Genomic DNA, 26,173 nt, shown 5'->3' on the forward strand with positions numbered 1-26,173 from the left:
ATCAACTTAGAAAAGAATTTTTTTTCAGTTAAACGATCACGTTTGCAAAATAATTTCTTCGATACAAAAGAACGAATATTTGCAGAAAAAAGATAATCAAATTTAATGGAAATTTTTGCATGTTAACGATGAAGCCACTCAATTTATTTACCCAATGCGCACTGACCGTTGCCGTTTTGGCAAGCACAATTCAAGCCGCATCCGCTCATACCCGCTTGGAAACGGCGACAGTCAATGAAAATACCCGGATAACCAACAACGTGATCATTGGTCACGGCTGTGGAGAAAAGAACGTCATTGGCACTAGCGTGGTGTTCCCCGATGGTGTCGATTCTACGATTACAGTTGACGGTGCCGCGCACGCAGGTGCATTGACCGATTTCGTGAAAAACTGGGGCAACCTGATGCAGCAAAATTATAGCCGGGCTATTTTCAGTTTCCAGGATGAAAAAACCGATTCAAGAAGTAATGTTGTTGGTTTCTGGGCCGGTGGCGGAAATTCCTTGCCGCACCATTTGAATGGTTATATTCCATTCAGATCCGGCGCTGTTGTCATTGAACCGGCTTCCTGTGCCAAGAGCGTCAAATTTTATATTTCCATCGCGGATATTTGCGAGATTACGGATACTGCCGGTTTCAATGCTGATACCGTCAATCTCTGGACCCATAATGCATTGGGAACAGCGTATGACCGTACAAGCACGACGGATGACGGTCCCGCGTCACTGACTGTTATCCGTACCAGTGCTTTACCAGCGTCTTGCGGTACCGGAGTAGCGGTTGAAGTGAAGCCTTCGGCAGCACAGATAAACCGTGACATGCCGATCAAATTGGACGGCAGCCAGATTTGGCCAAAGTAGCATAGTTCTTTACGACAACCTCACTCTTCCCTCCGCTTTTATTTAGAGTGAGGTTTTTTAACAGTCAAATGAAAGGATAGGATACTTAAAATGTTTAAAATGACGGAAAAATTTAAATATCGTACATTGATGTTGATGGCGGCACTTGGTTTAAGCGCAACATGGCAGTCCGCACTGGCGCATACTCGTTTGAAAACACCGATAGTTCAGGAAAATGCCGCAAACCACGGGAGCGATTATAATGCGGTTGTAGTTGCGCACGGTTGCCATAATCCGGTTACTGGAAATTCTGATGCCAATACGATCGGAACTGTTGTAGTATTTCCCGATGGCAAGGATTCGATCATAACGGTTGATGGGCAGCCGCATGGTGGCGCATTGACAGATTTTGTGACCAATTGGGGCAATCCGGTAACTAAGATTCAGGATAAAAGTATTTTCCCGGAAGAGGATTACATTAAAGATTCGTTGGGCAATAAGCTTGGTTTCTGGACTGGCGGCGGTAAAGGTTTGAAAGGCGGTTTTAGAGCTGTTGTTCCATTCACAACCGCAGGTGTTGTGATTGAACCGGCTTCCTGTGCCAAGAGTGTAACGTTCGTGTTGGGAATTGTTGATATCTGTGAAATTACCGATGCTTCCAAGTTTAATGATGAAACCGTTCAAATGTGGACGCCTGCGGTAGGTTCAATATACGATGGCCCGGGTTTGCATGGTTTCAATTCGCCCGCAACTTTGAAAGTTAATCGCAGTATCGCAGCTTTGCCTGCATCATGTGGCGCGGGAGTCGATGTCGTGGTTAAACCATCGGCTAATCAGTTAAATCGCGATTTGCGCATTAATTTTGACGGTAAGCAAATATGGCCTCAGTAACTTGGGTTATATTGGGCTGCTGAAAGCAGCAACGGACACATTGGCGTGTTTAAAACCAGTGTGTCCATTTGTATTTTGTGGAAGTGCTGCCGGTTTTTTTTATAATAACTATTCTATGAATAGATCATCCAGCGAGGAGTTACGATCATGCCACATTTATTATTTCAAAGAGCAGTAGCGACGGTTCTTACCGTGATTACGCTTGGTTATGCCGGTGTAAGCGGAGCGCATGAAGCTGGCGCCACCATGGATCCGGATGGCACAACCGCATCTTTTACGGGATATGCGCTCGTGACCTGTATTGATGATGTAGGTGTGACAGATCGTCTGGTTGCGAGTATCAAAGATACTTCGCCGCCACAAGATAAGCTCCTGGTTAGTTTGCAAATTATCAAAGGGTATCTCGCCGATAGCACGACCGACCCCGTTTCCGGAGATGGAAACTTCAGCCCCGAAGCCAAGGTACAGGGTGGAGGCGGTGTATATCAAATACTCGTAAATAAAACGATTGCAGGTGCAAGATCTTTTCTGGTTTCGTATCATTGCATGACTGCGGACAATGTACATACAGCGACGGAAATTACCGTGAGACAATTTGAGTGATTTTGAGTAATGATTTTCAGGAATTGATTGTTGCAACAATGTCTTAAACTAGATAAGTGAAATGAATAATGAAAAAAATTAAACGGTCGTTTTTTATTATCGCGTTACTACTGTTGTGCAGCAAAAGCGCATTAGCGGATCATCTGGAACAGATATCCTCAGCGTGTGATTTAAAAACACTGGATGGCAAACCAGCTTTGGCCTTGCAGGAACTGAAAGGGAAAGTGGTGTATATGGATTTCTGGGCATCCTGGTGTCCGCCTTGTGTCAAATCCTTTCCATTCTTGAATCAACTTGAGCACGATATGAAAGAGCAGGGATTACATGTGATCGGTGTCAACCTTGATGAAAAAGTTAAGGATGCGGAAGAATTTCTCACCAAGCACCCGGCTCACTTTTCCATTGTTGCGGATCCGGCTAAAACATGCGCTAAGGTTCTCGAAGTAATGGCGATGCCAACCTCTTATATCATTGACAAGAAGGGCAATATTCGCCATGTTCATCAAGGATTCCGTCCCGGTGAAACAGAAGAATTGCGTGCTTTGCTGTCACAGCTTGTCATGGAGAATCCCTAATCAGGGATTTTGAATGTTTACGCCGGCCAGTATGAAACTGACTCGGAATGCTGCCATTGCATTTGCATTCACCCTATTGTTCGGAATGACGGGTTGTGTGAGTGTCGCTCCTTGGGAGCGTGGCAATCTTGCTAAACCGCAAATGGACATCGATCCCCATCCCTTGCAAACCGAAATGCAATCTCATAATTACAGCAGCCGTGAAGCGGCACCCAGCCACAAATCGTCTGCAGGTGGCGGCGGCTGTGGATGTTATTAAACTGACTCCCGAACGGGGTTGTTTTAAAGGTAAGTAAATTTGCAGCAGAATAAAAGACCCCGGTGCCGGGGCAGCAAGCAACGATACACCCATCCAGAAACACATTCTGTAAAGTCAAGCAGCCATACCCTACAAGCGTTGACGTCGGCAGCGTTGATGTTGCCCGGCTTACTGATATCACCTGCACACGCCGCTGGAACGGATCGGATCAATTTCCAATATAGCCGCTATCAGGAAGGTGAGCGTAATCTCTATGGCGTTCCCCAAAGTTATAAGCCAATTTCAGCCGATGTGTTACATGGTAGCGGTATTTTTTCGTTAACCGACCGCGCCAAATTTACGTTTGGTTATACTCAAGACACTTGGTCGGGTGCAACGCCAGTATCTATAGCGCCATTGGCCACCAGTGGCGGTAATCGCCCATATACGATTAACGGGGTTGTGGTGGGCGCATCACCGCTGCTGAATGGCAAAGTGCAGTTAGATCACGATCTGAATCCGATCGGAAGAGATCCGCTCACCAAGCAATCGACCGGTGTGGTCGACACCCGGTCGGTGCTGGTGATGTCATCGGCTTCTCCGGAAACGCGCCGTCAAGCCAACTTCGGTTTGAGTTATGAATGGAATGAAGCAGCAATTAATGTGGGCGGCGGTTTTTCCCGGGAGCGCGACTATCACTCGAGTTTTGGCAGTATTGGCGGACGGCTGGACTTTAACCAAAAGCTAACCAGCGTTAAATTCGGTGGTGGTTATACGGACAGCCAGGTCAGTGCGATTCTGGATCCTGACTCATCGCCGTATATCACCAAAACAGCGTATGCGCAGCAAATCGTCAACCGCCGCGGCTCTGAGATTCTGAAGGGTGACCGGCAGGATTGGGTGGCGAATACCGGTTTGACGCAGATTCTAAGCAAGAATGCATTAATCGATGCCAGTATCGGTTACACGCATAGCAACGGATTTCTCGAGAACCCTTACAAGGCGACGTCGGTTATCTTTATTGATCCAACTAAATTAAACGATAACCTGATTGTCGGTGATGTGCGTGCTTTGATCGAACAACGTCCGAACATTCGCAATCAAGTAGCACTCAGCACTAAGTATGTGCATTATATTAGTCCGTTTAATGCCGCGATGCATTTGGGCTACCGGCTGTCGGTCGATGACTGGGGCGTCAATACGCATACCTTCGATGCGAGCTGGGTGCAGCCGATTGGCGGTGGATGGACGTTGACGCCGCGGGTTCGCTACTATTCCCAGGATGCCGCCAGCTTTTACCGGCCCTACTTATTTTCTCAACAAAATTACAGAAATCAGGAAGTCGATAGTTTCGGCCGGAAAGTATGGACCGATAAAGCGAATCCTACCGTTCAGTACTACGGGAGCGATCAGTTTAATCTGGTCGATCAGAACGGGAATGCGGTTGATGGGTTTTCAGTGAATCCACAGCCGAAAATAACCTTATTCGACGCCGGTAAGCTGCCCGCGCATTTTTCCAGCGATCATCGTCTGGCAGGATTTGGCTCGTTAAGCGGCGGTGTGGTACTGAGTAAAATACTCGGTAAAGGTGTCGCGCTGGAAGCAGGGTTTGAATACTATACGCGCGCCAGTTCCATGCAGATTGGCAATGGCGGGAATAACAGCTTTGCCGATTTTGATTACTATGTAGCGAATGCGGCGATTAAGTTTGATATTGAGCCGGTTTCATCCATGCCAATCGCAACTTCGGGCGGATCTTCCGCCGCACATACGCATTCTTCCTTGCACCATCATAAGATACCGCCCGCTACGGTCATGTTTGGCCATATGCTCGATAAACCGGGCGATTTCATGGCAGGCTATCGATTCATGTATCAATGGACAGGTGGCCATATGATGCATGGCGCGCATAAAGTGAGCGATCAAACGATCGTCGATCAAGGTTGCGGCACTAAAGACTGTCAATTTGTGCCGCAATTCATGGATATGCGGATGCATATGGTCGATCTGATGTATGCGCCGGCCAAGTGGCTCAACGTGATGTTGATGCCCACCTTCATGGATATGGATATGAATTTACGCCAGTTGGCCGGGGCAAGGGTAGACGCTTCTGGCGCACACAGTCATCATGGCGCAGCGGGTCATGAAAGCGGCGCCGTGGGCGATACCTATTTTTCATCGCTGATCAAGCTGCTGGATATTCCAGGACATCGTGTGCATGTGAATCTGGGGTTCAGCGCACCAACCGGAAAGACGGATATCAAAATACGCCGTTCGTTTAATGCGGATGGCGGACTGATTCATTTCGGCATGCAGTTGGGCAGCGGCACCTGGGACTTCATGCCGAGCCTGACGTATCTGGGCGAGTACAACCGTTGGTCGTGGGGTACGCAAATCAGCGGCATTAAGCGCATGGAAGACCGTAATCAATCCGGTTATCGCCTGGGCGATATGTTTCAGGCAACCGGCTGGGGCGGTCTGGATCTGACCCGATGGCTGACGGCCTCCGTGCGTGGCGTTTATACCTGGCAGGATGCGATACATCGCGACTTCAATCAATATAATGCGCGTATCGGCCCGATGGATTTTCCGCGTAATTACGGCGGGCAATTCTGGGATATGGGGTTTGGCGTCAATGCGCAAATTCCGGGTGGCCGTTTTGCCGGAAATCGACTCGGAATTGAATGGGTGCAGCCGATTCGCAGCGATTTTAACGGTTATCAGCTGAATCGCCAGGGCATGCTGTCCGCGACCTGGAGCTATCAGTTTTAAGTTAGGATATATTCCTTTTCAAAATCCCCGGTGCACACTGCTTCCCGGGTGAAATCACATGGCGCATCTGAATTACTACCACTACGATTTTAAAGCAATGGGTTCCCCTTGCTCGATTCAATTGTATGCGGACAGTGCAAAGAAAGCGCAACGTGCCGCCAAGATTGTCATGGATGATGTTTATCGCTTGGAAGCTAAATACTCCCGCTACCGGGCGGATAGTTTTTTATCCCAAATGAATCGCATCGCGGCTCAAGGCGGTTACATCCAAGTAGACGATGAAACTGCCGGATTGCTCGATTATGCGGCGACTTGCCACCAGCAAAGCGATGGTTTGTTTGATATCACTTCCGGAATTTTACGTCGTGCCTGGGATTTCAAGTCGGGAAAAATACCGGCACAAGAGGCCGTTCAGTTGCTGCTGGAAAAAATTGGCTGGCATAAAATCAGCTGGCAGCGTCCGGTTCTGACATTCACGGTTGCAGGCATGGAAATCGATTTTGGCGGCGTAGTCAAGGAGTACGCCGTCGACCGCGCGGCATCGCTATGCCGGGATGCCGGAATCGAGCACGGTCTCATCAATCTGGGGGGCGACATCAAAATTATCGGTCCGCACGACGATGGCAGTCCCTGGCGCGTCGCCATTCGCCATCCGCGCATCCCCGGCGGTATTTTGCATACGTTGCTGCTGCATTCTGGCGCACTGGCGAGCAGCGGGGATTATGAGCGCTGTATCACGCTGAATGGCATCCGCTACGGCCATGTGCTGAATCCCAAAACCGGCTGGCCGGTTCATTTTATGGCGGCCGTCAGCGTGATCGGCGAATTCTGTGTAGTCGCTGGTAGTGCGTCGACCATCGGCATGTTGAAAGAAGAAGATGGCCCCGAATGGCTGAGTACACTTGGGCTGCCGCATGTGTGGGTGAATGTGCAGGGGGAATCCGGGGGATCGTTGCTTCCAGCAGCGGGTTGATTTCACTTTTCGGTTACAATGCGGGTGTGTTCACATGCTGCTATTGAATCAATAGCAGACGCCCGATTAAACCAGACAAGAGAGCAATTCATGAAAGATTGGCGTTTATTTTCATTCAGATTCATCAGTTTTTCCGCTCTGATGTTGGTTGCGTCGATGGCGCGGGCGCTACCGGATGATTGTGCGCCTTTGACCGCACCGGTCACTTTTTTTGAGTCGAACGGACTCGTCTGTCTGCAGAAAGTGATTGTAAAAGATGATTCCGGCGAGCAATTGTACAAAGCCGCGTTGCAATGGCTGGGTGCGGATAATCCGAACCGGTTTGTATTGTTGGGCACGGAATTGGATGATGCTTCCGGGCCGGACAGCCCGGCTTTCTCGTTTCTAAATGGTCAGTTGACTCTGCCTAAAGTCGATGTACCCAAGCCGAACGGTACGGAGCGCTATAACGTCAGCTTGAATTGGGTGACGGATAGCGATGCGGATACGGACGATGCCGTGTCAGTGTTTGAGCTGGCCACGGTTGCGCTGTATGTCAATCCCAACTATGTGCCGAATACCACTTGGAAGCCCTATGGCATGTTGCTGCCCAATGAGCGGCGGGCGGTTGATTTGCTGGCGCGGTCGATTCCATATGCGCAGCTGGCCGATGCGATTTACGATTATGATAATGTGACGGTGGGTTCCTGGGATCTGATTGAATCCAATGGGAAAAGCTCCGGGATGGATGGCGGCGTCTTTAGAAACCGCGAAACCAACGAATTGGCGCTGGTGTTCCGCGGTACCGAAACTTGCGATTTTCCTTGCTCATTCAAGGAGCTGGAAGATACGGCGAGCGATGCCCTCGCGGATGCGGCCATCGGGATCGGTACCGTCAGCGATCAATTCAAGGACGCGTTCCGGTTCGCTCAAAGTGTCATCAGCCGCTATCCCGGCGCTAAAATTACCGTCGCGGGACATTCGTTAGGCGGCGGATTGGCGCAAGCGGTTGGCGCGACACTGGGATTGGAAACATTTGCGTTCAATTCTTCGCCGGTTCCCGATCATTTTTTTGATACTTACCGGATTACACTGCCCGCCGAAGCACTCGAAGATTTAATTTACGTGATTGCCGATGTGCACGATCCAGTTTCCAATACCGATAAAACCGGGAAAATATATTTGGCTTCCCATCATGTAACGCCGCTGATTCAATTCAATTTCAAGCTGAAGGAAATGTTATCCAGCCGTAAGGTGGATCTGTTTGATTTGCGTTTCGACCGGCATAGCATTACCGACCTGACCAATAACGCAATCAACCTTCTGAATATCTACCGGGATGGCTGGTAAGCCGGAATTCTCACAAATAAAGCCTTGTCATTCGCTACGGATGAGGGCTGTTTGCTTTAGCCGGTTGTTCCTCCGCAATTTCTCAATCGCTTAATCCCCAGTATTCTCCAGAGTTCGTGTCGCGGTTTAAGGAAGGTATCGCTACGCTGACGGTGCTCGTTTGCAATCTTCCTCAGGATTGTGTGTCTTAAGCTTATGTTCACGCTACAACTGGAGAAGAGGCGCCATGACAACGAGTCGTTCACCTGCGGTCGCAGGATTGTTTTATTCCGCCGATGCACGGCAGCTTGCGCAGGATGTAAACGATCTGCTGGCGGAAGCAAAATTCAATGATTTCAAACCCAAAGCGCTGATTGTTCCGCATGCAGGGTATCTTTACTCGGGCGCGGTTGCCGCTTCGGCGTATGCCAGTCTGCGGGCCGCTGCTGCTACGATCCGGCGTGTGGTGCTGCTGGGCCCGGCACATCGTGTGGCGGTGCATGGTTTGGCGTTACCGGGGGTGGATGTTTTTGACACACCGCTGGGCAGCGTGAAGCTGGATGCGGGCTTGGCCGGTGCGATTGCGCATTTGCCGCAGGTGACGGTCAGCAGCGAAGCGCACGCGTTGGAGCATTCATTGGAAGTGCAGCTGCCCTTTTTGCAAAATGTGCTGGATGATTTTACTTTGCTGCCACTGGCGGTTGGCTGGACATCGGCGGAAGACGTGGCCGAGGTACTGGAGCAACTGTGGGGCGGCGAAGAAACCCTGATTGTGATCAGTTCCGATCTGTCGCATTATTTGCCGTATGCGGCCGCACAACGTATGGACAATGAGACCGTTCAAGCCATATTACAGTTGCGGCAACCGATTGCGCACGATCATGCATGCGGCAGTGTATCGATCAGCGGATTGATCATCGCCGCGCAACAGCATCATCTGACAGCGCATTTGCTGGATGTGCGGAATTCCGGGGATACCGCGGGATCGTGCGACCGGGTAGTGGGTTATGCAGCGATTGCATTTAATTGAGTGAGGCGGGCGATGGTGAATTCGATGGAAAGAAATGAGCAAGGCAGAATATTGCTGCACATCGCACGAGCAGCCATCGCGGATGCTTTACGAGTGCCTTGCACACCTGCGAGGCTGGACGGCAATATGACCTGGCTTTCGCAACCGGGTGCGACGTTCGTTACGCTGACGCAGCGGGGCGAATTGCGCGGTTGTATCGGTTCCTTGCAAGCATGCGATCCATTGATTGACGATGTGAGTAACAATGCCATATCGGCTGCATTGCACGATCCACGCTTTATGCCTTTGGCAGCGGACGAATTGGACAAAGTGAGCGTGGAAGTATCGTTGCTTTCCGAGCTGCAAGCGCTCAGCTTTCGCAGTGAAGCCGATGCGCTCGCGCAATTGCGTCCCGATATTGACGGTATTGTGTTTGAATGCGGGCCTTATCGCAGCACATTCCTGCCGCAGGTATGGGAAAGTTTGCCGCAACCGGAGCAGTTTCTTGCCAAACTGAAATCAAAAGCCCGCTTGCCGGAAGATTTCTGGACAGACGATATCAAGCTGTCGCGCTATACCGTCAGCAAATGGCGTGAAACGGATTATGCCCGGGAGGTTGCGCATGGATGAGCCTATTAGTCGCGCCGAGCAGTTTCCGGCAAAATACTGGCATTTGTTGGAGGATGGGCGGATTCAATGCGACTTGTGTCCGCGCGATTGCAAATTGCACGAAGGACAGCGCGGCGCCTGCTTTGTGCGCGGGCGCACGGGCGATGCAATGGTGTTGACAACGTACGGGCGCTCGTCTGGTTTTTGTGTCGATCCGATTGAGAAAAAGCCACTCAATCAGTTTTATCCCGGCAGCAGCGTGTTGTCGTTTGGTACGGCGGGCTGCAACCTCGCCTGTAAATTTTGCCAGAACTGGGATATTTCCAAATCACGCAGCTTTGACAAATTGCTCGATCAAGCCAGCCCGGAAGCGATTGCACGTTGTGCGGAGCAATATCACTGTATGAGTGTGGCGTTCACATACAACGATCCGGTGATTTTCGCCGAGTATGCAATGGACGTGGCGGATGCTTGTCATGCCATAGGTATCAAAACGGTTGCCGTGACGGCGGGTTATATTCATGCCCAGCCGAGGCGCGATTTTTTCGCCAAAATGGATGCCGCCAATGTGGACTTAAAAGCGTTTGCCGAGGCGTTTTACGTCAAGCAAACCGGGTCGCATTTGCAACCCGTGCTGGATACATTGTGCTACTTGAAGCACGAAACCGATGTATGGCTCGAGTTGACTACCTTATTAATTCCAGGGCTGAACGATTCCAGCGAGGAAATCACCGCTATGAGCCATTGGATCATGAAAGAGCTGGGGCCTGACGTGCCGCTGCACTTCAGTGCCTTTCATCCGGATTACAAACTCAACGATATACCGTCCACCCCGCCGGAAACATTGATCCGGGCACGCCAGATCGCGCTGGATGCTGGGCTGCATTATGTGTATACCGGTAATGTGCACCATATCGAAGGCGATACGACCTATTGTCCTGGTTGCGGTAGTGCCGTGATTGTGCGTGATTGGTATGAGATCAAACAGTATTATTTGACTGCGGAGGGCCGCTGTAAAAACTGCAATGCCGCCATTGCGGGCCGTTTTGAACAATTCACCGGTCAATTCGGCAGGCAGCGCATTCCGGTCAGAATCGGAGCGCTGGCATGACAGCGGTAAAAATTCCGGCTGGGTCAGTTGAGCTGAGCGGCGAGCTGGTATTGCCGCCCGAAGCATCGGGCGTTGTGCTATTTGCGCATGGTAGCGGCAGCAGCCGTTTTAGTCCGCGCAACACTTATATTGCCAACGTGTTGCAGCAGCACGGTATCGGTACATTGCTGTTTGACTTGCTAACGCGCTCGGAAGATCAGGATTATGCCCAGCGTTTCGATATCGATCTGCTGACGCAACGCTTGCTTGCTGCCACTGATTGGTTGCAGAAGAATCCCGTAACAAAATCATTGAAGATCGGCTATTTCGGCGCCAGTACCGGCGCAGCCGCAGCTTTGCAAGCAGTTGCCAAAATGCAGGATGCCGTTGCTGCCGTGGTATCGCGTGGCGGACGTCCCGATTTGGCGGGAGCAGTTGCGTTAAATCAGGTGACTGCGCCGACGCTGCTAATCGTGGGCGGCGCGGATCATGGTGTGATCGAGTTAAACGAGCAGGCTTATGCGTTGATGACATGCGTGAAAAAGCTCGTGCTGGTACCTGGGGTGACACACTTATTTGAAGAACCGGGCGCTTTGGAACAGGCTGCACAGTTTGCCGCCGATTGGTTCTTGAACTACTTGCGATAGTCGATGAAATTATAGTCAAATCTTCCGTTTTGACGGTTCTGAATCTGACAGTAGCGAATTAGTAAAAGATACCGGTTTTAACTGGATGAATTACGGTGCTGGTCACGTCATAAGAAATTGAATGCCGCTTTATCGCCAGCATGCTAATCTTTGCTGTGCAATTCTTACACATTACGTTTTAAACCGCCCTAATTTTAGGATCTTAAGGAAGTAGCGATGGAATTGATTCTGTGGCGTCATGCCGAAGCGGAAGAGGGTTTTCCCGATATGGCGCGTCAATTGACCGGAAAAGGATTGGATCAGGCAAGACGCATGGCAGATTGGCTTAAGCCAAAATTGCCGGAAAAAGCGCGGATAATCGTCAGCCCGGCCCGCCGGACGCAGCAGACGGCGATGGCATTGCAGCTCGATTTTGTCACGGATGCAGCGATAGGGCCTGGTGCCAGTGCGCGTGCCGTGCTTGCTGCGGCTAACTGGCCTGATGCGGAAGGTACGGTAGTGATAGTCGGACATCAGCCTACCTTGGGTGAGATTGCCAATTACCTGATTCCGTCTGTTCCTCCTGGATTGCGCGTTAAAAAAGGTTCGGTGTGGTGGATCCGGTGCGAAGAAAAGGAAAATTTAAATGAACCAGTACTGCATGCGGTGATCTATCCTGAAATGTTATGAGCTATCCAGTTCAATTCGGGTGTTATGTCTCGATTAATTCTATTTAATAAACCCTATGGCGTGATTTGCCAATTTACACCGGAAAGCGGGCATCAATCGTTGAAAGATTTCATTCCGTTACCGGATTTTTATCCGGCTGGCCGATTGGACGCGGATAGCGAAGGCTTAGTGTTGTTGACGGATAATGGTAAGTTGCAGCAGCAAATCAGCGATCCGAAGTTTAAATTGCCCAAAACCTATTGGGTTCAAGTTGACGGCAAACCGGATGAAATGGTATTAAATCAGTTGCGCCAGGGCGTCACTCTGAAAGATTACAAAACCCGGCCTGCGCAAGCTTCTCTGATGGATGAGCCCAATCACCTCTGGCAGCGGGTGCCGCCTATCCGATACCGTAAAAATATTGCTACCACTTGGATATCTTTGATTCTGAGTGAAGGTAAGAATCGCCAAGTAAGGCGGATGACAGCGGCGGTAGCATTTCCTACATTGCGATTGATCCGTTATGCCATCGGCACATATACTTTGCAAGGTTTGGCGCCGGGTGAATGGCGCTTAGTGAAAAATATCCAATGGAATAAATGACAACTGTTGAATTTTTTCCGGTGAATGGGGAAAAATTTTTAATGAGAAGTGAAGAAACAGCGTGTGGCTTAGTTTTGCTAAAACCGTAAATTTAAAGCAGATAATGAATTCAGATTAATATTTCATTTCTATCCGGTGTAGTATAGAATTTTGTATGAGAGTGTAATAAAAATTTAGTATTTCATAGAGAGTAAAGAAAGATGCAATTGCCGTTGGTAATGCCAAGCAGGCAATTGAAGTAGGCAGGTGGTTTGTTTTTATATATCGGCTTGCGCTTTAGTAAGCCCCTAAAAGGATGGTAATTTATATGATTTTTGATTTTCTGACATTGATTTCAGGTGTATTTGATATGCCGTGGTGGGGATATGTGGTCGTCACTCTAGTTTTGACGCATATCACAATTGCATCTATCACGATCTATCTGCATCGTCATTCAGCCCATAGAGCGCTGGAGCTGCATCCGATACCGAGTCATTTTTTTCGCTTCTGGTTGTGGTTGACGACGGGGATGGTTACCAAGCAATGGACGGCGGTTCATCGTAAGCATCATGCGAAATGCGAAAGTAAGGATGATCCGCACAGTCCGGTCATTTATGGTATCAAGAAAGTTTTAGCCGAAGGCTCGGAACTGTACAGAGCAGAGGCAAAGAATGAAGAAACCTTGAAAAGATATGGCTACGGTACACCGGATGATTGGCTGGAACGTAATGTTTATACCAAGCATAGTGCGAAAGGTGTGGCACTGATGTTGATTATTAATGTGATTCTGTTCGGTCCTATTGGTATTACGATATGGGCGGTGCAGATGATTTGGGCGCCTATTTTTGCCGCTGGTATTATTAACGGTGTTGGTCATTATTGGGGTTATCGCAACTTTCGCGCGGAAGACGCCAGCACCAATATCGTTCCTTGGGGTATTTTAATTGGTGGTGAAGAATTGCATAACAATCATCACGCTTATGCAACCTCTGCACGATTATCCAACAAATGGTATGAGTTCGATATCGGTTGGTTGTATATCCGGACTTTGGAAATCCTCGGACTTGCAAAAGTTAAAAAAATTGCTCCGAAACTGCGTATTGATAAAGCAAAAACCCAATGCGATTCGGATACATTGCAAGCTGTGATATCTCATCGTTATGAAGTTCTCGCCAAATATACGAAATCGCTGAAAGTAACTTTTGCAAATGAAATGATTCATCTGAAAGAAGCGGCTGCGCAATACGGTGTGGATAACAATACCTTGAAACATTGGATTCTTGCCGATTCCAAAACATTGCAAGAGCACGAGCGCGAGAAATTGAGCCAAGTGCTTAGTAATGCCAAAACACTGGATAAAGTGTATACCATGCGTGAAGAACTGGCCAAAATCTGGCAACGCTCTACCGCATCAACCGAAGAATTGGTTAAAGAGTTGGAAGATTGGTGTCGGCGTGCGGAAGAAAGCGGTATCGAAGTGCTAAGAACTTTTTCCCAGCGGTTACGGTGTTATGCATAGTAAGTAAAAGTTGCGCAATAAAAAACCCGCTTCGGCGGGTTTTTTATTGCGTTCGTTGTTACTGATACTATTTGAGCTTTGTTTCTTTATATTTAACGTGTTTCCTTGCAACAGGGTCAAATTTCATCAACTCCAATTTTTCAGGTTTTGCACGTTTGTTCTTGGTCGTTGTATAAAAATGTCCCGTACCTGCCGAGGATTCAAGTTTTATTTTTTCACGCATAATGTAACTCCTTAACTAACCTTGGGTGAGTTTCTTAAATGCCTTTACCTTCAGCACGTAATTTTGCCAATACTGCATCAATACCGTTCTTATCGATAGTACGCAATGCAGCATTAGTTAATCGTAAACTAATCCAGCGACTTTCACTTTCGACCCAGAATCTGCGGCGTTGCAAATTGGGCAGAAAACGCCTTTTAGTTTTATTGTTTGCGTGAGAAACATTATGTCCTGACATTGGCTTTTTGCCAGTTATTTCACATACTCGTGCCATGTTAGCGCACTCCAGAATTCTTAAAAACGAAGATTATATCCTGATTCGCGTGGTTAACTCAAATTAAATCATTCTCTGCAAATGAGAAAGCAGTGCCATTGCCTACGATAAAGTGATCCAATACTTTAACATCGATCATGGCCAACGCCTGTTTCAAAGATTGAGTTAATACTTTGTCTGCATGACTGGGCTCAGCAACTCCGGATGGATGATTGTGTGCGAAGATTATCGCGGCGGCGTTATGATATAAAGCGCGTTTGACCACTTCGCGCGGGTAAACGCTGGCTTGCGTCAGTGTGCCACTGAACAATTCTTCACTGGCGATCGTATGGTTCTTGGCGTCGAGAAAAATGCCGAGAAATACTTCGTGCTGTTTGTTTGCCAGACTTAAGCGCAGGAAATCCCGGACCAATCCGGGGGAATTCATTGCATTGCCGCTTTTTAACTCCTCGCCGAGTGAGCGCCGGGCCATTTCTAATACGGCTTGCAGCTGTGCGTATTTTGCAATACCCATTCCCGGTATTTGGCAGAAACTGGTTTGACTGGCAGCGAATACATTGGTTAAGCTGCCAAAATGTGAAAGTAATTCCCGTGCGAGATCCACGGCGCTTTTACCTGTAATTCCGGTGCGCAGGAAAATCGCCAGTAGCTCGGTATCTGAAAGAGCAGTAGCGCCTTTTTGTAATAATTTCTCGCGTGGTCGTTCGGATACCGGCCAATTTGTAATCGCCATAGTGAATTGCTGAGTCATGTAAAATAAGAACCGCCGCCGGTATTCACAGATCGCTTGCGACCTGACCCGGAACAGCTTCAGTGGTAACTGATAGCGGCACCGGATACAGCCGTATTGAGTAGAATAGATAAGTCATGTACCGGGTTGCCTATTATTTCTTGATTTTAGTATATTGATCGGATTGAGTTTATTTTGGAATTTTGCTTATGATGGCCGCATCCGCGTCTTCTGCATCGAAAAAACGTTTGATACTGGGTGTAACCGGCGGTGTGGCCGCTTACAAAGCAGCGGAACTGGCCCGTCTGCTGACGCAGGGGGGAATTGATGTGCAAACGGTGATGACGCAAGCCGCTTGCCGTTTTGTCGGCCCCGTCACTTTCCAGTCTTTAACCGGCAATCCTGTCCATACCGATCTATGGGATGCCAATGCCCTGCATAACATGGCGCATATCAACCTGTCTCGCGATGCGGATATGATTTTGACAGCACCAGCCAGTGCGGATTTTATCGCCAAACTGGCTCATGGTATTGCCGATGACTTGCTAACGACACTGTGTCTGGCGCGAGATTGTCCGTTGATGATAGCGCCCGCAATGAATCGGCAAATGTGGGAGAATCCGGCGACCCAGCGCAATTTATCCCTGCTGCGGCAAGATGGCATAAAAATAGTTGGTCCAGCCAGTGGTGCGCAAGCTTGTGGTGAGATAGGGATGGGCCGCATGCTGGAAGCCGATGAGCTGGCCGAAGCAGTCCAAATGGTTTTTCGAACCGCTCCGTTGTTGCAGGGCAAAAACGTTTTACTGACCGCAGGTCCTACATTTGAAGCGATCGATACGGTGCGAGGCATATCCAACCGAAGTTCCGGAAAGATGGGCTATGCCATTGCACAAGCGGCAGCCGAAGCCGGTGCAAGCGTTACGCTGATTTCCGGACCGGTTTGTTTGGCGCCGCCCGCCGTCGGTAAATTTATTCCGGTGATCAGCGCAGAAGATATGTTGCGTGCCGTGCAAGCTGAAATTGCGCAAGCCGATATTTTCATCAGTGTTGCCGCTGTTGCGGATTACCGTCCAGCCCAATTCAGTCAGCAAAAAATCAAGAAGTCTGCCAGCAAATTAGCGCTCGAATTAGTTCCTAATCCGGATATTCTGAAGATCGTATCAAGCTTACCTAAACCGCCTTTCTGCGTTGGTTTTGCTGCGGAAACAGAGAATCTTGAAAAAAATGCGGGAATAAAACGGCGCAAAAAGAATGTGCCGCTAGTGGTCGCCAATTTGGCTCAGGAAGCGATCGGTTCCGATGAAAGCGAATTGATTTTATTGGATGATGCTGGCAAGCACGTTCTTCCCAAAGCATCTAAAATAGAGCAAGCACGGCGTTTGATCAAACATATCCACCTGCTGTACAACCCACTGAATAAAAAAGAATGAAAAAAATCGATATTAAAATTCTGGATGCGCGTTTGCATGAACAACTTCCGGCTTATGCCACGCCAGGTTCAGCCGGACTGGATTTGCGCGCCTGTATTGAGCAACCGATGACGATTAATCCGGGGGAAACCAGCTTGATTCCAACCGGTATTGCGATTCATCTGGCCGATACCGGGTTGGCGGCGTTGGTACTGCCGCGCTCAGGGCTTGGTCATAAACATGGCATCGTCTTGGGAAATCTGGTTGGACTGATTGATTCGGATTATCAAGGACAGATTTTGGTCTCCTGTTGGAACCGGGGACAGGCGTCATTCCAGCTGAATCCGCTGGAACGCATCGCGCAACTAGTGATCGTTCCCGTGATTCAGGTTGAATTCAACCAAGTGGACAGTTTCGATCAAAGTCACCGGGGCGAAGATGGGTTTGGCAGCACCGGCAAGCATTGATGCGCTGGTTTGCACTACAACTGGTTGTTTTGGGGTTGCTGCCTGCCAGTGCTCATTCCTCTGAAGTCAACGTTATTCCATTGACAATATCCGGCTATGAAATTGCCGTGGAGGTGGCGCATACCCAGCTATCACGCTCGCAGGGGCTGATGTACCGGGAATCGCTGGAAGAGAATACCGGCATGCTGTTTGTTTTTCCGGGCAGCGGTTATTACAGCATGTGGATGAAAAACACCTATATTCCGCTGAGCGTTGCTTTTATCGATGTGCGCGGCGTCATTCTGAATATTGCCGAGATGCAGCCGGAGACGTTGACGTCGCACGATGCAGCGGGAATGGCGAAATATGCGCTGGAAATGAACAAGGGATGGTTTGCGGCAAGAAAGATAACGGCAGGCGCCCAAGTCACAGGGTTGGAGCGGGCACCTGCCGCCGATTGATGAGTTAATGCATGCGCGGCATCATACCTTTGAGTCCGCGCATCATTTTAGAGATCCCGCCCTTATTCATCATCTTCATCATTTTCTGGGCTTGCTCGAATTGCGCCAGCAGGCGGTTGACTTCCTGCACGGTAACTCCAGCCCCCGCTGCGATGCGGCGTTTGCGAGAAGCTTTGAGAATTTCCGGTTTTTTGCGTTCCTGCTGAGTCATGGAATTGATAATGCCCACTGTGCGGTGAATGATTTTGTCATCCACTTTAACGTTTTGCGCGGCCTGGCTGAATTGCGCCGGCAGTTTGTCCATCAGCGCGCTCATGCCGCCCATCTTGTGCATCTGCTGAAATTGCGCTTTGAAATCATTCAAGTCAAATGACTTGCCTGATTTCATTTTTTTCATCAGTTTTTCAGCTTCTTCCTGATCGGCATTGCGCTGTGCTTCTTCAATCAGTCCCAGCACGTCACCCATGCCCAGAATACGCGATGCCATCCGGTCCGGATGGAAGATTTCGAGTCCGGTTAATTTTTCCGCGACACCTGCGAATTTAATTGGTTTGCCCGTGATGTGCTTGACTGATAAGGCCGCACCGCCACGCGCATCGCCATCGAGCTTGGTGAGAATGACGCCGGTTAACGGTAGCGCATCGGAAAATGCCTTGGCGGTGTTAACCGCATCCTGTCCCTGCATTGCATCCACGACGAATAGGGTTTCGATCGGTTTCAGCAATGCTTCCAGCTCACTGATTTCCTGCATCATTGCTTCGTCGATACCTAACCGGCCGGCCGTATCGACGATCATGACTTCATGGTGATGCCTGCGTGCAAAATCCAATGCGGCTGCACCGATTTCACCGGGTTTCTGCCCATCTTTGACAGGGAAAAAGTCGGCGCCAGTTTGTTGAGCCAGCAGTTCCAGCTGGTGAATCGCGGCTGGACGATAGATGTCACAAGATACTAACAGCACTTTCTTTTTCTTGTGTTCCATTAACCACTTGGCTAGTTTTCCGCTGCTCGTGGTTTTACCGGCACCTTGCAATCCCGCCATGAGAATGACGGCAGGCGGCACGGTTGAGAGGTTAATCTCGGCTTTATCGCCACCCATAATGGCCATCAACTCCTGATAGACCACGCCAACCAAGGCTTGCCCGGGAGTAAGGCTATTCAATACTTCTTGACCGACGGCCTTTTCTTTAACGCGGGCAATGAAATCCTTGACAACCGGTAAAGCGACATCGGCTTCCAGCAGCGCCAGACGAATTTCACGCAAAGCATCCTGAATGTTGCTTTCGGTAAGCCTGGCTTCGCCGCGTATTGTTTTAATGACGCCGCTGAGCCGGCTTGTCAGGTTGTCAAACATACTGTAGACCTCATAAAATAAGATGAATTTAAAACAATGGGCGTGTCCGGGGTTAACAAATTCCGCGCGAGTGCTTTGAATTTGTTAACGTGCCATGTAGACTTAACAGTTATTTCTGCCTTTTAAAACTGATGCCCTCAATGACCAGCATTTTAACTTATCCCGCAGCTTTTTTGCTTTATATACTGATCGGTTGGTATTTTTGGCGCACTACGTGGGGACAATCTTCATTGCCCGCAAATGATCGCGCACCTGCATCGGCCACTTGGATGCATTATGCCATGCTTATTCCTTTGTCATTGCACGCCATCACACTTTATCAGTCGATGTTTGCCGGTGCGGGATTGAGTTTCGGGTTAAGCAATGCGATTTCAGTGATTGTTTGGTTGACTGCCTTCATTTACTGGTTCTCGGGGTTTTTTCAACGGCTGCAAGGGTTGCAAACACTGGTTGCGCCTGTTGCGGCAGCTTCTGCTGTTGCGGTTTTATTACCACTGTTTTTCCCATCACTGCGGACACTCGAGAATACCGAATTGCCAGCATTTAAAGCGCATTTGCTGGTCGCCATGATGGCTTACAGCTTACTGACCATCGCAGCATTGCATGCTTTGCTGATGACCGTGGTGGAGCGCCAATTGCATCATCCGGCCGCTCGCTCGGTGCTGACAAACCTACCGCCATTGCTGGCGATGGAAAAATTGTTGTTTCACATTATTTGGGTTGGTTTTATTTTATTGACGCTGACGCTTTTAAGCGGTGTAGTGTTTTCAAAAGAAGTGTTTGGCCAGCCTTTGACTTTTTCACACAAGACATTGTTCGGTTTTATTTCCTGGGGCGTGTTCGCCGCTCTGCTTGCCGGGCGGCAATTTTACGGTTGGCGGGGGCGAATTGCAATTCGCTGGACGCTGGCGGGATTTGTCACCTTATTACTGGCCTATATTGGCAGCAAGTTTGTGCTGGAGATTATCCTCAGCCGTTATTAGCAGGATTCACGAGCGTGGCATCGTGAATTCAAGCGGGTAGTTTATTGCTGCTGTGTAAACAATATTAACCTTTCGTGCGGCTGATTTTTGCAACTTCCCGCAGGTGTCTCAAACTGCGCATAACCCGGGCGAGGTGATGCCTGTTGTTGACTTGCAGAATAAAGCGCATGTGCATGAAATCGTCTTCGCTTTCCATGGCGATATCGTCAATATTCGATTCAGCTTTGGCAATCTCAGCAGCAACCCGCGCCAGCACGCCTTGTTTATTCGCCGTCGTGACCTTGATGGCGGCCTCGAAGGTTCGAGCGATGTCTTTACCCCAGGCGACATCCAAATAATTCTCCGGATTCTTCTGAGTGCTCGTGACATTACCGCAATCATGCGTATGGATGATCAATCCGGAATCCTTTTTGATCACCCCGATAATGGCGTCTCCAGGAATAGGACGGCAACATTTGGCGAACTGAACGGTAATTCCCTCGGTTCCCAATATCGTAATTGGACCTGCTTTCTGTGCAGGTGAGATAGATTCCGCGGGAGAAGCCAGACGTTTCGCCACGACGGCCGGGAGTTGTTTGCCCAAGGCCATGTCGGCCAGTAATTCTTCTTTGGATTTGACGCCACTGTCGCGTACTAATTTTTCCCACTGCGCTTCGGTGATCGTATCCGGATTCATGTTAAAGGATAGCAGCGCTTGGTTTAGCATGCGTTCGCCTAATTTGACCGACTCATCGTATTGAATGGTTTTGAGAAAATGACGAATGTGCGAGCGCGCCCTGCCAGTTGCGACGTAACTGAGCCAGGCGGGATTGGGTTTGGCGTATGGGGCGGTGACGATTTCAACCCGGTCGCCGCTTTTCAGTTTGGTGCGCAAAGGCGCATTTTCACTGTTAATTTTTACCGCGACACAACAATTGCCCACATCGGAATGCACGGCATAAGCAAAATCGACGGCAGTCGAACCTCTTGGCAGGGAAAGAATTTTTCCTTGCGGGGTGAAAACGAAAACGTCGCCCGGAAATAGATCAATTTTGAGATGTTCCAGGAATTCCATGGAATCCGTTGAATCGCTGAGCGTTTCCAGCAGACTTTGCAGCCACTGACTGGTTTTTAAGCGCAGATCATTGAAATCGCCATCCGAGCTTTTATAGAGCCAATGGGATGCGACGCCGTTTTCAGCAATCCGGTGCATACTGGCGGTGCGGATTTGAATTTCAATCGGTATGCCGAACGGGCCCAGTAATGTGCTGTGCAGCGATTGATAGCCATTGGCTTTGGGGATGGCAATATAGTCTTTGAACTTACCGGGGATGGGCTTGTATAAGCTGTGCAACATCCCTAATGCCACGTAACAGGACGGAACATCCTTCACGATCACACGGAAGCCGTAAATATCCAGCACTTCGGAAAATGATAGGCGTTTTTCCACCATCTTCATGTAAATACTGTACAAATGCTTTTCCCGGCCGGTCACGTCCGCATCCAGCCCTGCTTCTTTCAATTTCAGATTGATGGCATCGAGAATCTTACTCACGACTTCACGCCGGTTGCCCCGCGCGGCCTTGGTGGCTTTTTGCAGAACACGGTAACGCAATGGATAAGAGTGGCGGAAACCTAGTTCTTGCAGTTCCTGATAAATATTATTGAGTCCCAGCCGATGCGCGATCGGAGCATAAATTTCCAGGGTTTCGCGGGCAATGCGGCGTTGTTTTGCCGGCAGCATGACGTCGAGCGTTTGCATATTATGCAATCGATCCGCCAGCTTGATGAGTATGACCCGTACATCGCGCGCCATGGCCAGCAGCATCTTGCGGAAATTCTCGGCTTGCGCTTCTTCTTGCGTCTGGAATTCGATTTTGGTCAGTTTGGAAACACCGTCGACCAATTCTGCGACGGGTTCGCCAAATCTTTCGCTGATTTCAGCTTTGGAAATATTGGTATCTTCGACCACATCGTGCAATAAAGCGGCTGTCAGCGTGGGCGCATCAAGATGAAGCTTGCTCAGGATTCTCGCGACCGCAACCGGGTGGGAGATGTAGGGCTCGCCGGATTTTCGGAATTGACCGGAATGCGCTCCTTGGCCAAAAGAATAAGCGTTCCTAAGTTGAGTAATATCCTCCGGCTTGAGATATTGCGATGTTTCTGTGAATAGTAGTTCTGTTTCTGGCATAGAGTTTTATAAATCCCATATATGCCAGCCAAATCATGTGCAACTCATTATTCGAGTTTTAACTTGGATTGGCAACCGGTTACAGGAGTACCCACAATCGAGGCATTGGCTGTTGACTGCATCCCGCGGTAAAGAGATGATAATTTAAAACAGTCTTAGTGCTAAGACTGTATTACATGTTTCTGGGATTCAGTATATCCAACCCTATTTTGCCTTGCGAGATTTCGCGCAACGCGATGACAGTCGGTTTATCGCGCCCCGGTTCCACCAATGGAGCGGACCCGATCGCCAGCTGTCTGGCGCGTGTCGTTGCGGCCAAAGTCATGTCAAACCGGTTAGGTATTCTTTTTAAACAATCGTCAACGGTAATTCGTGCCATCGTATGTGTTCCTATTGTGGATTATGGATGGATTTTACAATAAAAAGACAAAAATGATGCCACTATCTGGCTGGAAATGAATTATGACAATTCAGTGATGAGCGCACGATGTTTTATTATTTGCCGTTCTTTTTTTAAGTGTTCCGCTTTAATAATACAAATCAGATCGTTCAGTGCTTCATCAAGCTGATTGTTGATAATAATATAATCGAATTCTGCAATATGACCGACTTCTTCCCGTGCCGCGGACAATCTCTTCCGGATAACCTCGGGATCATCCTGCGCACGCGTTTTTAAGCGCGCTGCCAGGGCATCTGCGGAAGGCGGAAGAATAAAAATACTGACAGCTTGAGGAAAAATTTGTTGTATTTGTTTTGCACCCTGGCAGTCGATTTCTAGCAGAATGTCCTGTCCCGATGCAGTCGCCTGATTGATCCATTGCTGCGAGGTGCCGTAAAGATTGCCATAAACCTCGGCGCTTTCCACAAATTCGCCATTTAGCAGCATTTGCTGGAATGTCTCTTTATTTACAAAATGGTAATCACAGCCATCGACTTCTCCGGTACGTGGCGGACGTGTCGTATGCGAAATCGATAGGCTGAGATTTAAGTCCGAGCGCAGCAGCGATTTGACCAAACTGGTTTTACCGGCTCCGGACGGTGCGCTGATGATAAACAAGTAACCTGTCAATGGCGTCATTTTTTGCCTGTCATGTGTGCAGTCATTATTTTATCTTGAATTAAGGGCTGTCAATGCTTGACCTTTTAATGTCTTGACCAGACGGATTTCGTCCGCGGTGATTCCTTCCGGTGCTTCCGCTTCACGGTTTGCATAGAATAAGCCGATGGGCTTATTGTTTGCTACCAGTGGAAGTACCATGAAGCTGCGTGCATCGGGAAATAGATCTCTATGCCATTGTGGAATCAGTGTATGGATTTTGGCTGTGCAGGCGTCTGAAATCAATAGATCGGCATTTCTTTTCAGCGCCAAATGAAATACATCGGTGGAGAATGTCATCGGAAAGCTAAAAGCTTTCTGGTAGTCCATGTTGTTTTCTCCGAGAGAACTCCGGGCGCGATATTGATTCATTTTAAGATCCCTAAGGCAGAGTGTGATGAAACGAAAGCCCAGGCTATTATAATAAGTTTCCAGAACCAGCATAATCAAACTGTCCAATTTATAATTGCCCGGCGCCATAATTTCACTGACATCCTGCACACCGGTCAATAATAATGCCGATGCATTATAGGGCTTGCCGCTGGGATAACGTTGGATAATTTGCGTATTCTCCGCTTCATCATGGCCGATGATCAATTCGCTCAATAAGTCTTCGTCGACAGGCGTATTGAATTCGACACGCGCTATTTCTGTGCATACTGTTTTGCTTCGATCCGCATCGAGCAGGTTTGCATTGATCAGCAAGGCGCGTGTTTCTATCTTCGCATCCAGTATCAGCTGATCCAGTTTGGATTTATCCAGGTTAAGCGCTTTTCCGAAGCGTGTCAGCAGTTTGTTTCTCAGTTCCGGATCTTCCGGGTGGCCGGTTTCTACCACCAGCGGCGCGACCTTTTCACTGAATTCAGCAACTTGTTGCATCCATTCCTGTTTGCTTCGGGCAACACCGAGATTGCCGAACGGTCTGCTTCTTAGCCCTTGAATGATCGTGCTGGGAATGCACCATTTTTCCAGGATGGTTTCTGTCAGGGTATCAAGATTGAACCCCAAAACCTGCATGGATGCCTGTACCGGCGTGTGGGTGCCTTGCGCCATGAGCGCCATCATTTCCTGATACAAGTCATGATCATAGGCAGCAAGCAATAAACGGGCAAGGTTTTTGAACAAAGCGGTGATCGCTGTCTCTTCCGCATCGATAAAATGGCCGGCTTTAACGAGCTCTCGGCTGATCATGCTGGCTGCCAGCGCGTGTACCAATTCGGTGCGAACCAGCTCCGCACTTTTGCCGGACATGCCATCCACCAGAAGCATGGCCAGCGCGCATGTCTTGACTGAGTTAAAACCCAGCAGAAATATGGCCTTGGTGATATTGGTGTTGACTTTGTTCGATCCGGTTCTATAGGCGACGGAGTTGGATAAGCGCAGAATTTTTTGTGTTAATGAAACATCCGCTAACACGAAGTAGGCCAATTGCTGAATGGATTGATCGTCGGACGAGGATAACTGGATGATGCGTGCAATGGAATTGCCCAGTGCTGGAAGATCGGGATCGTGAGTGGCTGCTTCGAGCAGGCGCTCTTTGATGGTTTTGGTGCGGGTATTTTTTTCTGTTGCAGCTTCCGGAAAGCCGGATGAGTCTTCCGAAGTATAGGGTAATTGCATAAGTCCCATTTTAAATTTCTTTCAAGAAAAATTGCCATTGGATTGGCGTAAAAAGATTTTGCTATCGGTTTTAGTTTTTTCCTGCTGAAAATCAAAATCTAATACCAATATATATAATGTTTTTTATTAGCGGCACAATTAAAGGTTAGTTGATAACAGGGTTAAAGAGAGTGCCATTTTTCTTGAAATAATTTTGCTGAGACTCTGCCGTGATATGCAGTGAGCTTCTGGGTGATATGTATTCTTATACAGTATCTTATTGGTATTTTTTGGATTGCGACCGGTTTTGGGAGGGGGAAAATAAAACACCCCGCCGCAAGCGGCGAGGTATTGAGTGCGTTTTACAAACAGCTGGTTAGGGCGGGGGCGAGGAATTAAAGCCGGAAAGATGAAACCGGCGTGCCGCTATTTTTCCTTGCGTACTTTCTCGAGCAATGCTTCCAAAGTTTTGATGGTATCTTGCGGTGAACCGCCCATTCTTCCGCTGGTAAGATACTTGCCATTGATAATCAGTGTGGGAACGCCATTGAGCTGATACTGGCGTGACATTTGTGTCGATCTCGATACTTGATTCTGCACGGCGAAGGATTGGTAGGTATTTTCGAATTTCTTTCTGTCAATGCCCTGTTTTTCAATCCAATCGAACAAGACCGATTCGTTATTCAGGTCAATTTTGTCGCGATGGATGGCATCGTACACTTTATCGTGCAACGTACCGGCTATTCCCATCGCCTCGATGGCATAAAATATTTTTGCAGCCGGGACCCAAGTGGGGCGAAGAATTGCCGGCACATATTGAAAATTGACATCAGCGGGAATATTCGCGAGCCAGGTTTTTAGTTGTGGATGCAGGCTGTAACAGTGCGGGCAGCCATACCAGAAGAATTCCAGAACTTCGATTTTACTGTTGTCTTCGGTCGGCTGCGGCTTTGCCAGAACGGTATAGTCCTTGCCTTCGATGATGTCAGCGTAAGCCGCGGGCAGATTGATTAAACCAAAACTTAATACTAAGAAGAAAACTGCAACGGCTTGATATCGATTCATGCTATTACTCCTTAAATAAAGTATTTAACGGGTTGCGGCGGGTGATATAACCTGAGGAAAAGT

Annotated in this window: 28 protein-coding genes; 19 read left to right on the plus strand and 9 right to left on the minus strand. The window is 48.8% G+C overall.

Features of this window, described 5'->3' with window-relative positions; genetic code table 11:
- Window positions 1-128: 128 nt before the first annotated feature.
- From R2083_RS04955 to R2083_RS05025, 15 genes are all read left to right on the plus strand, one after another.
- Window positions 129-860: a hypothetical protein gene (locus tag R2083_RS04955; protein WP_317531104.1), complete on the plus strand. Its 732-nt coding sequence runs from the start codon at window positions 129-131 to the stop codon at window positions 858-860.
- A 90-nt stretch (window positions 861-950) separates the two neighbouring features.
- Window positions 951-1,730 carry a hypothetical protein gene (locus tag R2083_RS04960; RefSeq protein ID WP_317531103.1) on the plus strand — a complete coding sequence of 260 codons (780 nt, stop codon included), beginning with the start codon at window positions 951-953 and terminating at the stop codon, window positions 1,728-1,730.
- Between the two features lie 147 nt (window positions 1,731-1,877).
- The gene (locus R2083_RS04965; RefSeq protein WP_317531102.1) at window positions 1,878-2,333 is read left to right on the plus strand and encodes a hypothetical protein; all 456 of its coding nucleotides are present in this window, start codon (window positions 1,878-1,880) and stop codon (window positions 2,331-2,333) included.
- Window positions 2,334-2,401: 68 nt separating this feature from the next.
- Window positions 2,402-2,908 (plus strand): TlpA disulfide reductase family protein, encoded by a 507-nt coding sequence (locus tag R2083_RS04970; RefSeq protein WP_317531101.1) that lies wholly within the window; start codon window positions 2,402-2,404, stop codon window positions 2,906-2,908.
- 31 nt (window positions 2,909-2,939) lie between these two features.
- Window positions 2,940-3,167, plus strand: a complete 228-nt coding sequence (locus R2083_RS04975; protein WP_090320949.1) for a DUF4266 domain-containing protein — start codon at window positions 2,940-2,942, stop codon at window positions 3,165-3,167.
- 39 nt (window positions 3,168-3,206) lie between these two features.
- On the plus strand, window positions 3,207-5,918 hold the full coding sequence (locus R2083_RS04980; protein WP_411172451.1) for a DUF3570 domain-containing protein: 2,712 nt from the start codon (window positions 3,207-3,209) through the stop codon (window positions 5,916-5,918).
- Window positions 5,919-5,976: 58 nt separating this feature from the next.
- Window positions 5,977-6,891 carry an FAD:protein FMN transferase gene (locus R2083_RS04985; RefSeq protein ID WP_317531099.1) on the plus strand — a complete coding sequence of 305 codons (915 nt, stop codon included), beginning with the start codon at window positions 5,977-5,979 and terminating at the stop codon, window positions 6,889-6,891.
- A gap of 90 nt (window positions 6,892-6,981) precedes the next feature.
- Window positions 6,982-8,220, plus strand: a complete 1,239-nt coding sequence (locus R2083_RS04990) for a lipase family protein (protein WP_317537739.1) — start codon at window positions 6,982-6,984, stop codon at window positions 8,218-8,220.
- Between the two features lie 226 nt (window positions 8,221-8,446).
- Window positions 8,447-9,229, plus strand: coding sequence for an AmmeMemoRadiSam system protein B (amrB, locus tag R2083_RS04995; RefSeq protein ID WP_317537740.1), 783 nt, complete (start codon window positions 8,447-8,449; stop codon window positions 9,227-9,229).
- 24 nt (window positions 9,230-9,253) lie between these two features.
- A complete protein-coding gene (gene amrA / locus R2083_RS05000; RefSeq protein ID WP_317537741.1) occupies window positions 9,254-9,838 on the plus strand; it encodes an AmmeMemoRadiSam system protein A in 585 nt (194 codons plus the stop codon).
- Complete coding sequence (gene amrS / locus R2083_RS05005; protein WP_317537742.1) at window positions 9,831-10,928, plus strand: AmmeMemoRadiSam system radical SAM enzyme; 1,098 nt, start codon at window positions 9,831-9,833, stop codon at window positions 10,926-10,928. Before amrA ends, amrS begins: the two co-directional genes overlap by 8 nt.
- Window positions 10,925-11,554: a dienelactone hydrolase family protein gene (locus R2083_RS05010; protein WP_317537743.1), complete on the plus strand. Its 630-nt coding sequence runs from the start codon at window positions 10,925-10,927 to the stop codon at window positions 11,552-11,554. Before amrS ends, R2083_RS05010 begins: the two co-directional genes overlap by 4 nt.
- A 216-nt stretch (window positions 11,555-11,770) precedes the next feature.
- A complete protein-coding gene (gene sixA, locus R2083_RS05015) occupies window positions 11,771-12,223 on the plus strand; it encodes a phosphohistidine phosphatase SixA (protein WP_317531093.1) in 453 nt (150 codons plus the stop codon).
- Between the two features lie 24 nt (window positions 12,224-12,247).
- Window positions 12,248-12,805 (plus strand): rRNA large subunit pseudouridine synthase E, encoded by a 558-nt coding sequence (locus tag R2083_RS05020; RefSeq protein ID WP_317531092.1) that lies wholly within the window; start codon window positions 12,248-12,250, stop codon window positions 12,803-12,805.
- Between the two features lie 307 nt (window positions 12,806-13,112).
- Complete coding sequence (locus tag R2083_RS05025; protein WP_317531091.1) at window positions 13,113-14,303, plus strand: fatty acid desaturase; 1,191 nt, start codon at window positions 13,113-13,115, stop codon at window positions 14,301-14,303.
- Window positions 14,304-14,370: 67 nt separating this feature from the next.
- Here R2083_RS05025 and rpmG read toward each other — a convergent pair whose 3' ends face one another.
- The 3 genes from rpmG to radC are packed head-to-tail and all read right to left on the minus strand — an operon-like array spanning window position 14,371 to window position 15,530.
- Complete coding sequence (gene rpmG / locus R2083_RS05030) at window positions 14,371-14,526, minus strand: 50S ribosomal protein L33 (RefSeq protein WP_013966630.1); 156 nt, start codon at window positions 14,524-14,526, stop codon at window positions 14,371-14,373.
- A 34-nt stretch (window positions 14,527-14,560) separates the two neighbouring features.
- Window positions 14,561-14,797, minus strand: a complete 237-nt coding sequence (rpmB, locus tag R2083_RS05035) for a 50S ribosomal protein L28 (protein WP_108698254.1) — start codon at window positions 14,795-14,797, stop codon at window positions 14,561-14,563.
- Window positions 14,798-14,855: 58 nt separating this feature from the next.
- A complete protein-coding gene (gene radC / locus R2083_RS05040) occupies window positions 14,856-15,530 on the minus strand; it encodes a RadC family protein (RefSeq protein WP_317537744.1) in 675 nt (224 codons plus the stop codon).
- 209 nt (window positions 15,531-15,739) lie between these two features.
- On the opposite strand from radC, the gene coaBC reads away from it, so the two are divergent.
- Genes coaBC through R2083_RS05055 form a run of 3 tightly spaced genes read left to right on the plus strand, consistent with a single transcriptional unit; the run spans window position 15,740 to window position 17,843 of the window.
- Entirely contained in the window at window positions 15,740-16,957 is a 1,218-nt protein-coding gene (gene coaBC, locus R2083_RS05045; RefSeq protein WP_317538976.1) for a bifunctional phosphopantothenoylcysteine decarboxylase/phosphopantothenate--cysteine ligase CoaBC, read from the plus strand.
- The gene (gene dut / locus R2083_RS05050) at window positions 16,954-17,403 is read left to right on the plus strand and encodes a dUTP diphosphatase (RefSeq protein ID WP_317537745.1); all 450 of its coding nucleotides are present in this window, start codon (window positions 16,954-16,956) and stop codon (window positions 17,401-17,403) included. The genes coaBC and dut overlap by 4 nt, the downstream gene beginning before the upstream one ends.
- Window positions 17,403-17,843 (plus strand): DUF192 domain-containing protein, encoded by a 441-nt coding sequence (locus R2083_RS05055; protein ID WP_317537746.1) that lies wholly within the window; start codon window positions 17,403-17,405, stop codon window positions 17,841-17,843. Before dut ends, R2083_RS05055 begins: the two co-directional genes overlap by 1 nt.
- Window positions 17,844-17,847: 4 nt before the next feature.
- On the opposite strand, the gene ffh is transcribed toward R2083_RS05055, so the two are convergent.
- Entirely contained in the window at window positions 17,848-19,197 is a 1,350-nt protein-coding gene (ffh, locus tag R2083_RS05060; protein ID WP_317537747.1) for a signal recognition particle protein, read from the minus strand.
- Window positions 19,198-19,337: 140 nt separating this feature from the next.
- Between ffh and R2083_RS05065 the strand changes: the two genes are divergently transcribed.
- Complete coding sequence (locus tag R2083_RS05065; RefSeq protein ID WP_317531086.1) at window positions 19,338-20,180, plus strand: inner membrane protein YpjD; 843 nt, start codon at window positions 19,338-19,340, stop codon at window positions 20,178-20,180.
- A 64-nt stretch (window positions 20,181-20,244) separates the two neighbouring features.
- Here R2083_RS05065 and R2083_RS05070 read toward each other — a convergent pair whose 3' ends face one another.
- The 5 genes from R2083_RS05070 to R2083_RS05090 all read right to left on the minus strand — a co-directional run bounded on the left by R2083_RS05070 (window position 20,245) and on the right by R2083_RS05090 (window position 26,110).
- Window positions 20,245-22,350 (minus strand): bifunctional (p)ppGpp synthetase/guanosine-3',5'-bis(diphosphate) 3'-pyrophosphohydrolase, encoded by a 2,106-nt coding sequence (locus R2083_RS05070; protein WP_317531085.1) that lies wholly within the window; start codon window positions 22,348-22,350, stop codon window positions 20,245-20,247.
- Between the two features lie 172 nt (window positions 22,351-22,522).
- A complete protein-coding gene (gene rpoZ, locus R2083_RS05075; RefSeq protein ID WP_132426255.1) occupies window positions 22,523-22,729 on the minus strand; it encodes a DNA-directed RNA polymerase subunit omega in 207 nt (68 codons plus the stop codon).
- A gap of 81 nt (window positions 22,730-22,810) precedes the next feature.
- A complete protein-coding gene (gmk, locus tag R2083_RS05080; protein ID WP_317531084.1) occupies window positions 22,811-23,428 on the minus strand; it encodes a guanylate kinase in 618 nt (205 codons plus the stop codon).
- Window positions 23,429-23,458: 30 nt separating this feature from the next.
- Window positions 23,459-25,066 carry an HDOD domain-containing protein gene (locus R2083_RS05085; protein WP_317537748.1) on the minus strand — a complete coding sequence of 536 codons (1,608 nt, stop codon included), beginning with the start codon at window positions 25,064-25,066 and terminating at the stop codon, window positions 23,459-23,461.
- Window positions 25,067-25,471: 405 nt separating this feature from the next.
- Complete coding sequence (locus R2083_RS05090; RefSeq protein ID WP_317537749.1) at window positions 25,472-26,110, minus strand: thiol:disulfide interchange protein DsbA/DsbL; 639 nt, start codon at window positions 26,108-26,110, stop codon at window positions 25,472-25,474.
- Window positions 26,111-26,173 lie beyond the last annotated feature (63 nt).

This window comes from Nitrosomonas sp. Is35 (assembly GCF_033063295.1).
In the GTDB taxonomy this organism is placed as follows: domain Bacteria; phylum Pseudomonadota; class Gammaproteobacteria; order Burkholderiales; family Nitrosomonadaceae; genus Nitrosomonas.

What these genes read in the sequence shown, in the direction of transcription:
- R2083_RS04960 (WP_317531103.1), top strand. Translation starts at nt 951, where the DNA reads ATGTTTAAAATGACGGAAAAATTTAAATATCGTACATTGATGTTGATG.
- R2083_RS05020 (WP_317531092.1), top strand. Translation starts at nt 12,248, where the DNA reads ATGTCTCGATTAATTCTATTTAATAAACCCTATGGCGTGATTTGCCAA.
- amrS (WP_317537742.1), top strand. Translation starts at nt 9,831, where the DNA reads ATGGATGAGCCTATTAGTCGCGCCGAGCAGTTTCCGGCAAAATACTGG.
- ffh (WP_317537747.1), bottom strand. Translation starts at nt 19,197, where the DNA reads ATGTTTGACAACCTGACAAGCCGGCTCAGCGGCGTCATTAAAACAATA.
- R2083_RS04970 (WP_317531101.1), top strand. Translation starts at nt 2,402, where the DNA reads ATGAAAAAAATTAAACGGTCGTTTTTTATTATCGCGTTACTACTGTTG.
- radC (WP_317537744.1), bottom strand. Translation starts at nt 15,530, where the DNA reads ATGGCGATTACAAATTGGCCGGTATCCGAACGACCACGCGAGAAATTA.
- R2083_RS04955 (WP_317531104.1), top strand. Translation starts at nt 129, where the DNA reads ATGAAGCCACTCAATTTATTTACCCAATGCGCACTGACCGTTGCCGTT.
- R2083_RS05010 (WP_317537743.1), top strand. Translation starts at nt 10,925, where the DNA reads ATGACAGCGGTAAAAATTCCGGCTGGGTCAGTTGAGCTGAGCGGCGAG.
- rpoZ (WP_132426255.1), bottom strand. Translation starts at nt 22,729, where the DNA reads ATGGCACGAATTACCGTTGACGATTGTTTAAAAAGAATACCTAACCGG.
- sixA (WP_317531093.1), top strand. Translation starts at nt 11,771, where the DNA reads ATGGAATTGATTCTGTGGCGTCATGCCGAAGCGGAAGAGGGTTTTCCC.
- R2083_RS04965 (WP_317531102.1), top strand. Translation starts at nt 1,878, where the DNA reads ATGCCACATTTATTATTTCAAAGAGCAGTAGCGACGGTTCTTACCGTG.
- coaBC (WP_317538976.1), top strand. Translation starts at nt 15,740, where the DNA reads ATGGCCGCATCCGCGTCTTCTGCATCGAAAAAACGTTTGATACTGGGT.
- amrA (WP_317537741.1), top strand. Translation starts at nt 9,254, where the DNA reads ATGGAAAGAAATGAGCAAGGCAGAATATTGCTGCACATCGCACGAGCA.
- R2083_RS05070 (WP_317531085.1), bottom strand. Translation starts at nt 22,350, where the DNA reads ATGCCAGAAACAGAACTACTATTCACAGAAACATCGCAATATCTCAAG.
- R2083_RS05065 (WP_317531086.1), top strand. Translation starts at nt 19,338, where the DNA reads ATGACCAGCATTTTAACTTATCCCGCAGCTTTTTTGCTTTATATACTG.
- R2083_RS04985 (WP_317531099.1), top strand. Translation starts at nt 5,977, where the DNA reads ATGGCGCATCTGAATTACTACCACTACGATTTTAAAGCAATGGGTTCC.
- R2083_RS04990 (WP_317537739.1), top strand. Translation starts at nt 6,982, where the DNA reads ATGAAAGATTGGCGTTTATTTTCATTCAGATTCATCAGTTTTTCCGCT.
- rpmB (WP_108698254.1), bottom strand. Translation starts at nt 14,797, where the DNA reads ATGGCACGAGTATGTGAAATAACTGGCAAAAAGCCAATGTCAGGACAT.
- R2083_RS05055 (WP_317537746.1), top strand. Translation starts at nt 17,403, where the DNA reads ATGCGCTGGTTTGCACTACAACTGGTTGTTTTGGGGTTGCTGCCTGCC.
- amrB (WP_317537740.1), top strand. Translation starts at nt 8,447, where the DNA reads ATGACAACGAGTCGTTCACCTGCGGTCGCAGGATTGTTTTATTCCGCC.
- R2083_RS04975 (WP_090320949.1), top strand. Translation starts at nt 2,940, where the DNA reads ATGAAACTGACTCGGAATGCTGCCATTGCATTTGCATTCACCCTATTG.
- rpmG (WP_013966630.1), bottom strand. Translation starts at nt 14,526, where the DNA reads ATGCGTGAAAAAATAAAACTTGAATCCTCGGCAGGTACGGGACATTTT.
- R2083_RS05085 (WP_317537748.1), bottom strand. Translation starts at nt 25,066, where the DNA reads ATGCAATTACCCTATACTTCGGAAGACTCATCCGGCTTTCCGGAAGCT.
- dut (WP_317537745.1), top strand. Translation starts at nt 16,954, where the DNA reads ATGAAAAAAATCGATATTAAAATTCTGGATGCGCGTTTGCATGAACAA.
- R2083_RS05090 (WP_317537749.1), bottom strand. Translation starts at nt 26,110, where the DNA reads ATGAATCGATATCAAGCCGTTGCAGTTTTCTTCTTAGTATTAAGTTTT.
- R2083_RS05025 (WP_317531091.1), top strand. Translation starts at nt 13,113, where the DNA reads ATGATTTTTGATTTTCTGACATTGATTTCAGGTGTATTTGATATGCCG.
- gmk (WP_317531084.1), bottom strand. Translation starts at nt 23,428, where the DNA reads ATGACGCCATTGACAGGTTACTTGTTTATCATCAGCGCACCGTCCGGA.